Source organism: Pseudarthrobacter oxydans (assembly GCF_030812335.1).
Lineage (GTDB): Bacteria > Actinomycetota > Actinomycetes > Actinomycetales > Micrococcaceae > Arthrobacter > Arthrobacter oxydans_B.
In genome coordinates this window covers 21768-35575 of record NZ_JAUSSN010000002.1, presented here as the reverse complement: position 1 = coordinate 35575, position 13808 = coordinate 21768, and the positions used below count along the sequence as shown (strand labels likewise).

Genomic DNA, 13808 nt, shown 5'->3' with positions numbered 1-13808 from the left:
ACCCCCGCCGGTCAGCGCCGCATCCCGCCGGTCAGCGCCGCATCCCGCCGGTCAGCGCCGCATCCCGCCGGCTATCCGGGGAGCCCTGCCTGCCACCGGGAGCCCTGCCGGCCACCGGTGGCCCCGCCGGTCAGCGCCGCATCCCGCCATCCCGCCGGCTGCCCGGTCTCGGCTTGCCCGCCGGCCGCCTTGTTAGGCTGGGGCGATGATTCTCCTGACAGGGTTCGAACCGTTCGGCGGCGAAAGCACCAACCCGTCGTGGTCGGCAGCGCGGGAGGCCGCGGCCCGGCTAAGAGCCGGGGGGCTCGAGGTGCAGGCCGTGGAGCTGCCTTGCGTCTTTGGGGACGCGGTCCGCGTGCTGGAAGCAGCGCTGGAGCAGTACCGCCCGGATCTGGTGATCAGCGCGGGCCAGGCCGGCGGGCGGGCCCGGGTCTCGCTGGAACGGATCGCGATCAACTGCGCCGACGCGCGGATCCCGGACAACGCCGGCAACGCGCCCGTGGACCAGCCGGTGGTCACCGGCGGACCCGCCGCGTACTTTAGCACCCTTCCGGTAAAGGCGGCGCTCGCAGACCTCCTCGCTGCGGGGATCCCCGCCGAGGTCTCACAGACCGCAGGCACCTACGTCTGCAACCACGTCTTCTACGGGCTGATGCATGCCCTGCGGCTGCGGCCCGGAACCCGGGGAGGCTTCGTCCACGTTCCCTTCGAGCCGGCCCAGCTGCCCCCAGGCAGCACGGACCCTGCGCTGCCGCTGGAACAGCTCGCGGAGGCGCTCGCCGTCGTCGTCCGCACCACCCTGGCGACGACGGTGGACCTCAGGATCGCCGCCGGCGCCACGCACTAGCCGCCCGGACCCCGGCCGGCCCGACGGCGCCTCAGCCGAGCAGCTCCCACACGACGTTGACGGTAGCGCTGATGCTGGATTCTCCGGCCTCCACGGTGAGCGACTCCACCGCGGCGGCCCGCTGCATTTTCGCCACCGGGATCGGCGCCGGGTAACCGATCTGCTGGGTAAGGGACACCACCTTGCCCAGCGAGGCCCCGGCGAGGGACGCGAAGTGAGCGGCCGTGGTGAGGGCGTCCTGCCAGGCAGCCTCGCGGGCCCGGGCGGTGACCGTTGCGGGATCCGCGAAGCCGAGCTCCAGCCCGTTGAGCCGGACATCGTTGCCGCCGGCCGCCACCGCGGCGGCGATGACCTCAGACGATGCCCCCAAGTCCCTGAGCCGGACACTCAGCACGCTGGAGGCCAGGTAGCCCGAAACCACCTGGCCCCGGCCCTCCTGCCAGTTCACCTCGGCGCGGACATTGAGGCCCGACGTCGTGATGTCCGGGTCCGCGACACCGTACCCGCGGAGTGCCGCGGTAATGGCCGCGGAGACCCGGGCCGCCTCGCCGTAGGCCGCGCCGACCTCCTCCCGCCGGCACTCGACGCCGATCGATAGGGTCAGCAGGTCCGGGGCGGCTTCCGCGCTGCCGGATCCGGTGACGGTGATGGTCCTGGGGCTGTCGCTCATGTCATGCCTCGTTCCGCTCGCGGGCCGCCGGGCCCGTCCTGCCGGTCTTCTGGGATCCGTTGTTGTAGAGCATGGTTCTTCGACCGGATGCCTGGAGCCGGTCGCCCCGCTCCGGGTAGCCGCCGGCCTGCAGCCCGGCATGCCGTTCAAAGAAGTTGCGCGAGCCGGGGTTGCCGGTCCGGGCCAGGGACCAGCCTGCGGCGAGGAAATACAGCGGCAGGAACGGGAGGCCCAGGCACCAGGCGTACTGGGTGCAGTGGCGCTCCTCGTGCCCCAGCAGCGCCGCGTTGGCCAGGGCTTCGGCGGGCCCGGCGCGGAAGATCACCACATTGCCGACCGTGAAGGCGCCCGCAAAGGGCAGCCGCCAGCGGTACCCGGTGGCGATCAGCAGTCCCCGGGGTCCGCGGCGGACGGGGGCGCGGGCACAGCCGGCCAGCAGCAACCCCAGCGGAGTTGTTGCATTGAGTACGTTGGCCAGCTGCCGCAGCCGTTGTCCCGGCGTCATGAGGCCATGCTAGCCGGGGACCCGCCTGCCGGATATGACGCACGAGGGATAGAGGCGGGGCGGGCGGACGGAGGGGACGGACAGACCGGACGGACAGGGGGATGGACAGAGCGAGCGGCAGAGCGGTGCGCAGGAGTGCCGACGGCCCCGGGAGCACCGTCACGTTCGGGCACCTGAGCCCGTTCAACTAGACTGGTGGGGAGTGCCCGCCGGAGCGATTTTGGCGAGCCCTGCCCTTTGTCCGCGCGCCGGTCCCTGCTCCTGTTGAAGGTCCTGTGCGCTGGCATGAACCGACTCGTAGCTAAGAACAGTAGATGACTGAAACTTTGCCGGGCGCCGGCGTCCCGAATCCCCTGGATGAAGCCGCCATCACCGCCGCCGTAGACCAGGCCGTTGCCGCCATTGCCGCCGCCTCCACGCTCGATGAACTCAAGGCCGTGCGCCTCGCGCACACCGGTGAGAAGTCCGCGCTGAGCCTCGCCAACCGCGAAATCGGCGGGCTGCCGAAGGACCAGAAGGCCGCCGCCGGCAAGCTCATGGGCTCCTCCCGCGGACGCGTCAACAAGGCGCTCGCGGACCGCACGGCCGAGCTCGAAGCCGAGAACGACGCGCGCATCCTGGTCGAGGAGACCGTCGACGTCACGGCCGCCCCGCGCCGTCGTCGTGCCGGTGCACGCCACCCGCTGTCCACCCTGCAGGAACGCGTCGCGGACATCTTCGTCGGCATGGGCTGGGAGATCGCCGAAGGCCCGGAGGTCGAGTCTGAGTGGTTCAACTTCGACGCGCTTAACTTCAAGCCTGACCACCCCGCCCGCGAAATGCAGGACACCTTCTTCGTGGAGCCGCCCGAGGCCCACCTGCTGATGCGCACCCACACCTCCCCGGTGCAGGTCCGCTCCATGCTGGAACGCGAAGTGCCCATCTACGTGCTGTGCCCCGGCAAGGTCTTCCGCACCGATGAGCTCGACGCCACCCACACCCCGGTGTTCCACCAGTTCGAGGGCCTGGCCATCGACAAGAAGCTCAGCATGGCGGACCTCCGCGGCACCCTGGAGCATTTCGCGCGCCAGATGTTCGGCGACGAGGCCCAGATCCGGCTGCGCCCCAACTACTTCCCGTTCACCGAACCGTCCGCCGAGCTGGACATCTGGCACCCGGGCGCCAAGGGCGGTCCCAGCTGGATCGAATGGGGCGGCTGCGGCATGGTCAACCCCAACGTGCTCCGCGCCGCGGGCATCGATCCGGACATCTATTCAGGTTTTGCCTTCGGCATGGGCATCGAGCGGACCCTCATGTTCCGCAACGAGGTCGGCGACATGCGCGACATGATCGAAGGCGACGTACGTTTCAGCGAGCACTTCGGGATGGAGATCTAACAGTGCGTATCCCACTTTCCTGGCTGCGTGAATTCGCGCAGGTACCGGCCGGAGCAACGGCCGAAGACGTGATGGCCGAACTGGTCAAGGTCGGCTTTGAAGAAGAAGCCGTCCACCGACCCACGGACACCCTCAAGGGCCCCATCGTCGTGGGCCAGGTCCTGAGCATCGTCAAGGAACCCCAGACCAACGGCAAAACCATCAACTGGTGCCAGGTCCGTGTGGTCCCCGAAGGGCAGCAGCAGAGCCTCACCGGCGAGGGCATCGACCCCTCCGGTGTCCAGGGCATCATCTGCGGCGCCCACAACTTCGTGGAAGGCGACAAGGTGGTGGTCACCCTCCCCGGGGCTGTGCTGCCCGGCGACTTCCACATCTCCGCGCGGAAGACCTACGGGCACCTCTCCGCCGGCATGATCGCCTCCGTGCGCGAGCTCGGCATCGGCGAGGACCACGACGGCATCCTGGTGCTGTCCCGGATCGGGCTGGACCCGGAAATCGGCACCGACGCCATGGAGCTGCTCGGTCTCTACGACCAGGCCGCCGAAATCAACGTCACCCCGGACCGCGGGTATGCGTTCTCCATCCGCGGCGTCGCCCGCGAATACGCCCACGCCACCGGCACGTCCTTCACCGACCCGGCGTCGAAGGTCCAGGCACCCGCGGAACTGGCCGGCGGCTACGGCGTCAAACTCAACGACGACGCCCCGATCTACGGCAAGCCCGGCTGCGACCGGTTTGTGGCCCGCACCGTCCGCGGCGTCGACGCCACGAAGCCGACACCCCCGTGGATGACCTCCCGGCTGCGGCTCGCCGGCATCCGTTCGATCTCGCTGCCCGTGGACATCTCGAACTACGTCATGCTCGAACTCGGCCAGCCCACCCACTGCTACGACCTGGACACGCTGTCCGGTGACATCGTGGTCCGCCGTGCCGTGGCCGGGGAAAAGATCACCACCCTGGACGCGAAGGAACGCGCGCTCGACGTCGAGGACCTCCTCATCACCGACGGTTCCGGTGCGATCGGCATCGCCGGCGTGATGGGCGGCGCCGCCACCGAGGTGTCCGGCTCCACCACGAACGTCCTCGTTGAGGCCGCGCACTTCGACGAAGTGTCCATCGCTCGCTCGCGCCGCCGCCACAAGCTCCCGTCCGAGGCGTCCAAGCGCTTCGAACGTGGCGTCGACTGGCAGGTGGCCGGCGTGGCCGCCCAGCGGGTCGTCGACCTTCTGGTCGAGCTCGCCGGCGGCACCGCCGCGGCCGAGGGGACCGACGTCGGCACCGCGCCGGACGCCGTCACCGTCGAACTGCCCGCGGCCTTCGCCGCGGAACGGATCGGCATCGACTTCACCGAGGAGCAGATCCTCACCTCGCTCGAGGACCTGGGTGCCGTCGTCGCGAAGAACGACGGCGGGTACCTCGTGACCGCCCCGAGCTGGCGGAACGACCTCGAAACCAAGGAAGACCTCACCGAGGAGATCGCCCGGCTGGTCGGCTACGACCAGATCCCGGCGTCCCTGCCGGTCGCGCCGCCGGGCCGCGGGCTGACCCGCGTCCAGCAGCAGCGCCGGCGCCTGGTCCAGGCCCTCGCGGCTTCCGGCCTCACGGAGGTCCTTGCGTACCCGTTCGTCTCCAAGGCCGCCAATGACACCTTCGGCGTGTCCACGGAAGGATCGCCGCGCAAGGCCCTCAAGCTGGCCAACCCGATCAGCGAGGAGCAGGGCTACCTGCGCACCTCGATCCTGCCGGGCCTGATCGAGGTCGCCAAGCGCAACCACTCGCGCGGTTTCCGCGACCTGGCACTGTTCGAGGCCGGCCTCGTGTTCCTGCCGGGCGACACCCTCGGCACCGCCTCGATCCCGCCGCTGGGCATCAGGCCCAGCGAAGAGGTGCTGGACGGCCTGTACGACGGCGTCCCGGACCAGCCGCTGTACCTCGCCGCCGTCCTTACCGGACACGATTCGCCGGCCGCCCCCGGCCACGCGCCCCGGGCGTGGGACTGGGCGGATGCCCTGGACATCGCCCGGATCGCCGGCGACGTGCTCGGCGTCGAGATCGTTATCAGCCAGGGCCAGCACCAGGCCTTCCACCCGGGGCGGACCGCGCAGCTGGCGCTCCGCACCGGCGAGGTCCTGGGCCATGCCGGCGAGCTGCACCCGAAGCTGCTGGCCGCCCACGACATGCCCGCACGGTCCGTGGCGCTCGAATTCAACGCGGACGCCCTCTTCGCGGCCGCCGCCGACGTGATCGTCGCCCGGCACATCTCCACGTACCCGGTGGCCACGCAGGACGTCGCCCTGGTGGTGCCGCAGGAGGTGCCGGCGGATGAGGTGCTCAACGCGCTGCGCGAAGGCGCGGGGGAGCTGCTCGAAGACGTCGCACTCTTCGACGTGTACGCGGGCAAGGGCATCGAGGACGGCAAGAAGTCGCTGGCCTTCAGCCTGCGCTTCAGGGCCGATGACCGCACGCTGACCGCCGACGAGGCATCCGCCGCCCGCGAGGGCGCCGTGGCGGTCGCCCATGAGCGCTTCGGAGCAGTCCAACGCTAAAGCCTAGGGGGCACAGAGCGACCCTCGCCGTCGCCGGAGTCACCGTCCGGTCCGTTTGTCTTGCCGACGTCGGGCCGGACGGCGAGGCCTTCCTCGATCCCGCGGAACGCGCGCGTGCCGCGGGCATCACGGACCCGGCAACCCGGCGGGCCTTCCTGGCCGGCCGGATCGCGCTGCGGGAGTTCGCCGCCGGGATCCTGGCGGTGCGCCCGGGGGACCTGAGCACCGCCTATTCCTGCCCGGACTGCGGAACGGGACCGGATCTCGACCACGGCCGGCCCGGCTACCGCCTCGGCCAGGCCCCTGCCGGCCTTGTCCTGAGCCTGTCCCGCAGCCACGGCTGGGCGCTGCTGGCCGCTGGTCCAGCCGCTCCCGTCCGTCCAGACGGGGTGGCGATCGGCGTCGACCTGGAACACAGCGCCGGCGTGATGTTCCCAGGGTTCGACGACGTCGCCCTCACCCCAGCGGAGCGGCAGCTGCTCGCCGCCCTGGCGCCGGACCAGGCCACGCTCTGGCGGACAGCGGCCTGGGCCCGCAAGGAAGCCATACTGAAGGCCCGCGGCACCGGACTGCGCACGGAGCCGGCCTCCGTCGAGGCCTACGCGGAGCGCCGGGACGGGAAAATCGTCGTGGACCTGGACACTGTTGCCTTGGGTCTGCCCGCGGGCTTTGCCGCCGCGCTGGCCGTGTTTGGGGCTGAATAGCAGCCGCCGCCAATTTCTGCAGCCAGCCAGACGGCACATCACTTAATTGTCGGGGCTCGATGATTTGATGGGTTTATGGAAAGCACGGACTGGAGTGCGGAGGGCCGGGAGGCCCTGGCGGCTGTTGCGGCGTTGACGACGGCGCTGGGTTCCGTCGCCGGGGGCGGCGCTGACCGCGCTGCTCCTGACGGCGCTGTTCTGTCCGGTTCTGATGACGCTGGTCCGTCCGGTTCTGATCTGACTGGTCCGTCCGGGGCCGGTCCGATGTGGGAGGATCCGTTGCGGGCTTTGGCGGATGATTGCCTGGAGGGCCTGGCCGACATGGCCCGGGTAGAGGCGCGGTTTGCTGCGTTGAAGGTGCTGGTGGCAGCGGCCTATGTGCGGGCCACGGACGCCCTGGCGGCACCGGCGGTGGCCCTGCACGACGCCAGATGCCAGGAGATGGCGGTGAGGGCTGAGGTCGCGTGTGTCCTGACGGTGGGAGAGGGGACCGCCGGGGCGTTTCTGGGTGACTGTCTGGCCCTGACGAGCCGTTTGCCGCTGACCCTGGCGGCGCTGCGGGCCGGGACGATTTCCTGGGCGCATGCCCGGGCCATGGTGGACGAAACCGCGAACCTGGATCCGGCCGGGGCGGCGGCGCTGGAGGCGCACTTCCTGGACCCCGACGCGCCGAACCCGGCCCGCGGGTGCCCGGCCGGGGACCTCGTCCCGTACCGGTTCCGCGCTAAGGCCCGCACGTGGCGCGAACGGCACCACCCGGACAGCATCGAACAACGCCACACCAAAAGCGCCAAAGACCGGCGGGTCGAATTCTGCCCGGACGCTGACGGGATGGCCTGGTTCTCCGCGTACCTCCCGGTAGATACCGCCGCGGGGATCTGGGACCGGACCACTGCTGCCGCCCGCGCCCTCCAGGGCCCGGACGAGCCCCGCACCCTGACCCAGCTCCGCGCCGACATCGCCGCCACCTTGCTCCTCAGCACAGGTACCGACGCCGACGGCCTTACCGGGGATGTGCCGGTCCCGCGGGCGCAGGTCCTCATCACCGTGCCCGTGCTCTCGCTCCTCGGCGCCGGGGACGAACCGGCGATGCTGGACGGGTACGGGCCGATCCCGCCGTCCATGGCCCGCCGACTGGTCGCCGACGGCGCGGACTCGTTCTACCGGGTCCTGGTCGACCCCCGCGACGGGGCGCCGCTGGAAATCGGACGGACCAACTACCGCCTCACGAAGGCCCAGCGGCTCTGGCTGCACCTCCGCGACGGCCGATGCCCGTTCCCCGGCTGCAACAACCCGTCCCTGGACAACGACGCAGACCACCTCCTGGCCTGGGCCGACGGCGGCACCACCGGCATCACCAACCTCGGACAGCCATGTCCCAAGCACCACGGGCTGAAACACGCCTCGGCCTGGACACCGTCCGGGGCCAGCAAAGACAAACCGCCAGGGTGGACCTCACCCTCCGGACGGTACTACCCCAGCGAGCAGCAGGACTGGGAACCAACCCACTGGCCACCCGGCATCCCGGCCACGGAGACGCTCCCGGACACACTCGAGGATTCAGGTCTGCCGGCGTATCCAGGCTGGGATCCCGACCTGGACCTGCCCCCTGACCCCGGCCGGGATCCAAACCTGGAACTTCCCCCGGACCCCTTAGCGGACTGGCGCGAATTTCTGTCCGGGCACCCATGGCCCGCAGCAGACACGGACCGTCGGGGCTGGCCAGCGCCTCCCGATGGACCATACCCGGAAGACGTCCTGATCCAATGAGCCTGAACGGGTACGTTGCACGGCACGCATCAATTTCGTGACACGCCTTAGCTGAGCGGCAGCGGCGGCAGGGCCTCCTGGTACAGCCACGGGTGCAGCAACGCCTCGGTGTCGAGGCCGGTCGCGTGGTCCGCGGTGAGGATGAACTGCGGCGTCGAGACGGAGCCATGCCGGTTCTGGCTGGCCCATTCATGCAGCAGCGAGAAGAACGCCAGGTCGCCGCAGCGCAGGCGCAGGGCGTGCAGCGCCAGGGCGCCCCGCTTGTAGACCCGGTCATCGAACATCATCTCCGGCCCGGGGTCGCCCACGAGCAGGTCCTGCTTGCCGGCACTCAGCTTCCGCCACGCGCTGGCGGCCCGGCGCGCCACGGTCATGACGCCGGCCTCTTCGGACCAGATCCACTCCGCGTAGCAGGCAAATCCCTCGTGCAGCCAGATGTCCTTCCACGAGGCCGCCGTCAGCGAGTTGCCAAACCACTGGTGGGACAACTCATGGGCGATGAGCCGCTGGGAGTCCCAGTCCTGCTCCAGGTGGTTGGGGCCAAAGATGGACAGGCTCTGCGCCTCCAGCGGGATTTCCAGCTCGTCGCCAGCCACCACGACCGTGTACTCGGCGAAGGGGTACGGGCCGAAGCAGTCGATGAAGGTGCGCATCATCTCGGGCTGCCTCGCCAGTCCCGCCCGGGCCGCGTCGGCCAGCGCAGACGGAACAGCCGCGTGCTGGGGAACCTCCGACGCCGCTGTGACGGGATTGAGGGCCAGCAGTTCGTAGCGGCCGATCTGGACCGTGGCGAGGTAGGTGGACATGGGCTCGGACTGCTCGTAGACCCAGGTCTCGCGGCTGGACCGGCTGGTGCGGGCGATCAGGATCCCGTTGCACACGGCCCGGTAGTTCGCGTCCGTGGTCACCGAGATCCGGTAACTGGCCTTGTCCAGCGGGTGGTCGTTGCAGGGGAACCAGGACGGTGCGCCGTTGGGCTGGCCGGCCACGAGGACGCCGTCGGTCAGTTCCTCCCAGCCCACTTCGCCCCACAGCCCGCGGCGGGGCGTGGGGTTGCCCTCGTATCGGATGTCCAGGGTGAATTCCTCACCGGGCAGCAGGCCGGCATCGGGGACGACGACGAGCTGGTCGGCGCGCTGGCTGAATTTCCGCACCCTTCGCCCGCTGAGCTGGATCTTGGTGGCCCGGAGCCCGGTCAGGTCCAGGACAATGGCCGAAGTGGGGCGTTGCGTCACGGCATGCACCAGCGCGCGTCCGTTCAGGCGGTTGCTGCTGAGCTTGTAGTCCAGCTCGAGTTCATAGCGGGTCACCCGGTAGGCATCCGTGCCATGGCCCGGCAGGTAGGGGTCGGGGGAGCTGGCCGCATCGTCGGCGGGCAGGCCGCTGCCGGCGCCCGCTGGGGCAGCGGGACTCACGGGTCTGGGACTCATCAAATCGGCTTTCGGGATTGCAGGTGCAGGACGAACAGCGCGGGGCTACTTCGGCTTGGGAGCCGGCACCGCCGGTCCGCCCCACGGGCTCACCGGATTCCCCATCCAGTAGCTCGCGGCGGGCACCGTCTCACCCCGCATCACCAGGGATGCCGGGCCCACAGTGCCGCCCTTGCCAATCCGGGCCTGCGGGAGGATGACTCCGTGCGGTCCCATCGTTGCCCCGTCATCGAGCGTAACAGTGTCGATGCTCATGACGCGGTCGTGGAAGAGATGGGTCTGGACCACGCAGCCGCGGTTGACCGTCGAGTTCCGGCCCAGGGTCACGAGGTCCGCTTCGGGAAGCCAGTAGCTCTCGCACCAGGTCCCGGCACCGATCCGTGCGCCGAGGGCCCGCAGCCACCAGACGAGGGCCGGGGTCCCGGCGGCCGAGCGCGCGAACCAGGGTGCGCTGACCATTTCGATGAAGGTGTCCACGACCTCGTTGCGCCAGATGAAGGAGCTCCACAGCGGATGCTCGCCGGGGCGGATGCGCCCCACCAGCAGCCATTTCGCCACGACGGCGCTGCCGGCTGCCGCGGCGCCGGCGAGCAGGATCACGACTCCGCTCAGGAGCGCCGCGATGCCGTAATTGAAGACTGAGGCGAGCCAGTCGAAGGCGAGGAGGACCCCGGCGGCGATCGCGACCGTCGCGACAACGGGGACAAACCGGCACAGCTCCCACAGCGCCCGGGCGACCTTCAGCCTCAGCGGCGGCTGGTACGTCCTCGTGTCGTCGGAGGCGATGGCGGTGCGCCGGAGCCGGACCGGCGGGCTGCCCAGCCAGGATGTCCCGGACTTCGCCTTCGCGGGGGTTGCCGAGAGCACCGCCACGAGGGAGTTCTTGGGCACGCTGCGGCCGGCCGCGGTCATCCCGGAGTTGCCCAGGAAGGAGCGTTTGCCGATCTTGGCGGGGGCGATCCGCAACCAGCCGCCGTCGAGCTCATAGGAGGCCACCATCGTGTCGTCGGCCAGGAACGCGCCTTCGCCCACGGTGGTCATCTTGGGGATCAGCAGGACCGTGGAGGCCTCCACGTTCTTGCCGATCCTGGCGCCCAGCAGGCGCAGCCAGACGGGCGTGAACAGGCTGGCGTAGATGGGGAAGAGCAGGTCGCGGGCCAGGTCCAGGACCCGTTCGGTGGCCCAGACCTGCCAGCCGATCCTGCTGCGCACCCGGTAGTAGCCTTCGGCCAGCCCCAGCCCCAGGAGCCGGGTGGTGAGGAGGATCAGCACGAGGTTGGACAGGAACCAGACCAGGGCCGCCGGCGGCAGGGACAGCAGGAGTTGCGGCAGCGCGGCGGTCAGCGAGGCGCTGCCCCGGATGAAGCTAAAGACCACCAGGGCCGCGGCGGCGGCGGACAGATAGGGAATCAGGGCCAGGACGGCCGAGGCGGTGGCGAAGCCGGCAAACCAGAGCCGGCCGATCAGCCGGTGCTCCGGGGGAGTCTCCGGCCAGGAGTGCTTGGCTTTGCCGCGCCGCTCGGCCGGGGACCCGGCGACGAGCTGCCCGGCCTTGACCTTGCCCAGCACGGCCGAGCCGGGTTCCACCCGGGCCCCGGCGCCGATCGTGGCGCCGGGCATCAGGGTGCTGCGGGCACCGACCGTCGCGCCGGGCCCGATACGGATGGCGCCGATGTGGACGATGTCGCCGTCGATCCACCAGCCGGACAGATCCACCTCGGGCTCGACGTTGCAGCCGCTGCCGAGCGAGAGCAGGCCGGTGACGGGCGGGAGCGAGTGGAGCTGGACGTCGTCGCCGATCTTCGCCCCGAGGGCCCGGGCGTAATACGGCACCCAGGGGGCGCTGGCCAGGCTCACCGCGCCGGCCAGGTCCTGGATCTGCTCGGCCAGCCAGAGGCGCAGGTGCACCCGGCCGGAGCGCGGGTACGTCCCCGGCACCACCTTGCGCAGCAGCAGCCGCGCGGCCGCGATGGAGACCAGCATCCGGCCCGCCGGGCTGACGAAGATGAGCCAGGAGGCGCCCACCCACCACCAGGACACCGTGGGCGCCGCAGAGAAGCCGGCGAGGGAGGAGAGCAGGTTGTTCGCCGCCATGAGGTACGTCAGCCAGCGCATGCCGACCAGGATGTGCAGCGGCACGCCCATCATGGTCTGGAAGACCTGCGACTTGCGGGCCGTGCGCCGGACCGTGCGTTCCGGGGCGGGGCCCGCCCCGCCCTCGGGCAGCGACTGGCGGGCGGCGTCGATGAGCGCCCCGACCCGGGGCGTGGCGTAGATGTCGGCCACCGTGATGGTGGGGTAGCGCACGCGCAGGGCGGAGACGAGCTGCGCGGCGGCGAGGGACCCGCCCCCGTAGGCGAAGAAGTCGGCGTCCAGGTCGGACACGGCGCTGCCGAGCACCGCACTCCACTGCTGCACGATCCAGGCCGCATCGTCCGGGAGGTTCAGCGGGGCCGCTGCGGCGTCGGCGGCGCCGGCCCCCGCCAGCGGCCACGGCAGCGCGTGCCGGTCGACTTTGCCGCTGGTCTTCGTGGGCAGCGAATCGACGACGGTCAGGAGCGGGATCAGGGGAGCCGGCAGGCTTTCGCCGAGGAGCTCCCGGGCGGCCGCCAGATCGAGCTCGCGGCCGCCGGCGGGGGACAGGTAACCGACGAGAATCTGGTTGCCGGCCGCCGTCGTCTGCACGGTCGCGGCGGCGCCGGCCACATCCGGGAGCGACTGCAGGGCGGCGTCGATCTCGCCCAACTCGATCCGGCGCCCGCCCAGCTTGACCTGTTCGTCGGCGCGGCCCTGGAAGATCAGCCCTGCGGCCTCGTAGCGGACCAGGTCGCCGGAGCGGTAGGCGCGCGTCCAGCCGAGCGAGGGCATGGGGGCATATTTCTCGGCGTCCTTGGCCGGGTCCAGGTACCGGGCCAGTCCGACTCCGCCGATGATCAGTTCGCCGATTTCCCCTTCCGCGACCGGCAGGGAGTCGGCGTCCACGACGGCGAGGTCCCAGCCGTCCAGCGGCAGGCCGATCCGGACCGGTCCGGGACCGCCCAGCGGCGCAGCGCAGGCGACGACGGTGGCCTCGGTGGGGCCGTAGGTGTTCCACACCTCGCGGCCTTCGACGGCGAGCCGTTCGGCGAGGTCCGGCGGGCACGCCTCACCGCCGAAAATCAACAGCCGCACGCTCTCGAGCGACTCCACCGGCCAGAGCGCGGCGAGGGTGGGGACGGTGGACACAACGGTGATGCCGTGGCTGATCAGCCAGGGACCGAGGTCCATGCCGGTCCGGACCAGGGCCCGCGGCGCCGGGACCAGGCAGGCGCCGTGGCGCCAGGCCAGCCACATCTCCTCGCAGGAGGCGTCGAAGGCCACGGACAGCCCGGCCAGGACACGGTCCTGCGGACCCACGGGTTCGTCCTGGAGGAAAAGCCGGGCCTCGGCGTCGACGAAGGCCGCCGAGGAGCGGTGCTGCACGGCGACGCCCTTCGGGGTTCCGGTGGAGCCGGACGTGAAGATGACCCAGGCGTCGTCGTCCGGGCCGGGCAGCCGCGGGTCCGGGAACGGGCGGGGCCGCGGGCCATCGGTCACAATCTCCCCGGCGCCGCGCACCGTGCCGGCGACCCGGGCTTCGCCGAACACCAGCCGGGCGCGCTCTTCCGGGTCGTCGGCGTCGACCGGGACATATGCCGCCCCGATGAGAAGCACGGCCAGGATGGCGATGTAAAGCTGGTTGGTGCCGGAGGGAATCCGGACGCCGATCTTGTCCCCGGCCCCCAGACCGGCCCGGTGCAGCTCCCGCGCCTTGGCCCGGACCGCCGAAAGCAGCTGGGCATAGCTGAGCGACTGGTGGCCGTCGTCGAGCGCGGAGGCATCCGGGAAGCGCCGGGCTGTGTCATGCAGGATGTCGACCAGCGTCCGCTCCGGCGGTGTGGCCAGCGACCCCGGAAGTTGGGCCTGGAAGACCGGGCTGAC

The 13808-nt window shown here is 70.8% G+C and carries 9 protein-coding genes; 5 read left to right on the top strand and 4 right to left on the bottom strand.

Going from position 1 to position 13808, the window contains the following annotated elements:
* Positions 1–205 precede the first annotated feature (205 nt).
* Entirely contained in the window at positions 206–847 is a 642-nt protein-coding gene (gene pcp, locus J2W14_RS03325) for a pyroglutamyl-peptidase I (RefSeq protein WP_307458384.1), read from the top strand.
* A 31-nt stretch (positions 848–878) separates the two neighbouring features.
* Here the strand turns inward: pcp and J2W14_RS03320 are convergent, their stop codons facing one another.
* Positions 879–1517, bottom strand: a complete 639-nt coding sequence (locus tag J2W14_RS03320; protein WP_307458380.1) for an SIMPL domain-containing protein — start codon at positions 1515–1517, stop codon at positions 879–881.
* 1 nt (position 1518) lies between these two features.
* Positions 1519–2022, bottom strand: coding sequence for a DUF4157 domain-containing protein (locus J2W14_RS03315; protein ID WP_307458377.1), 504 nt, complete (start codon positions 2020–2022; stop codon positions 1519–1521).
* A 314-nt stretch (positions 2023–2336) separates the two neighbouring features.
* Between J2W14_RS03315 and pheS the strand changes: the two genes are divergently transcribed.
* From pheS to J2W14_RS03295, 4 genes are all read left to right on the top strand, one after another.
* A complete protein-coding gene (gene pheS / locus J2W14_RS03310; protein WP_307458372.1) occupies positions 2337–3398 on the top strand; it encodes a phenylalanine--tRNA ligase subunit alpha in 1062 nt (353 codons plus the stop codon).
* 2 nt (positions 3399–3400) lie between these two features.
* Positions 3401–5944, top strand: coding sequence for a phenylalanine--tRNA ligase subunit beta (gene pheT / locus J2W14_RS03305; protein ID WP_307458370.1), 2544 nt, complete (start codon positions 3401–3403; stop codon positions 5942–5944).
* A 203-nt stretch (positions 5945–6147) separates the two neighbouring features.
* Positions 6148–6648, top strand: a complete 501-nt coding sequence (locus tag J2W14_RS03300; protein ID WP_307458367.1) for a 4'-phosphopantetheinyl transferase family protein — start codon at positions 6148–6150, stop codon at positions 6646–6648.
* A 75-nt stretch (positions 6649–6723) separates the two neighbouring features.
* On the top strand, positions 6724–8418 hold the full coding sequence (locus tag J2W14_RS03295; RefSeq protein ID WP_307458364.1) for an HNH endonuclease signature motif containing protein: 1695 nt from the start codon (positions 6724–6726) through the stop codon (positions 8416–8418).
* A gap of 47 nt (positions 8419–8465) precedes the next feature.
* On the opposite strand, the gene J2W14_RS03290 is transcribed toward J2W14_RS03295, so the two are convergent.
* Both J2W14_RS03290 and J2W14_RS03285 read right to left on the bottom strand, forming a co-directional pair.
* Positions 8466–9848, bottom strand: coding sequence for a M1 family metallopeptidase (locus tag J2W14_RS03290; RefSeq protein ID WP_370871183.1), 1383 nt, complete (start codon positions 9846–9848; stop codon positions 8466–8468).
* Between the two features lie 45 nt (positions 9849–9893).
* Positions 9894–13772 (bottom strand): Pls/PosA family non-ribosomal peptide synthetase, encoded by a 3879-nt coding sequence (locus tag J2W14_RS03285; RefSeq protein ID WP_307459361.1) that lies wholly within the window; start codon positions 13770–13772, stop codon positions 9894–9896.
* Positions 13773–13808: the final 36 nt, after the last annotated feature.

Excerpts from the sequence above, each read along its gene's own strand:
- pcp (WP_307458384.1), top strand. The coding sequence starts at position 206 with ATGATTCTCCTGACAGGGTTCGAACCGTTCGGCGGCGAAAGCACCAAC.
- J2W14_RS03320 (WP_307458380.1), bottom strand. The coding sequence starts at position 1,517 with ATGAGCGACAGCCCCAGGACCATCACCGTCACCGGATCCGGCAGCGCG.
- J2W14_RS03315 (WP_307458377.1), bottom strand. The coding sequence starts at position 2,022 with ATGACGCCGGGACAACGGCTGCGGCAGCTGGCCAACGTACTCAATGCA.
- pheS (WP_307458372.1), top strand. The coding sequence starts at position 2,337 with ATGACTGAAACTTTGCCGGGCGCCGGCGTCCCGAATCCCCTGGATGAA.
- J2W14_RS03295 (WP_307458364.1), top strand. The coding sequence starts at position 6,724 with ATGGAAAGCACGGACTGGAGTGCGGAGGGCCGGGAGGCCCTGGCGGCT.
- J2W14_RS03290 (WP_370871183.1), bottom strand. The coding sequence starts at position 9,848 with ATGAGTCCCAGACCCGTGAGTCCCGCTGCCCCAGCGGGCGCCGGCAGC.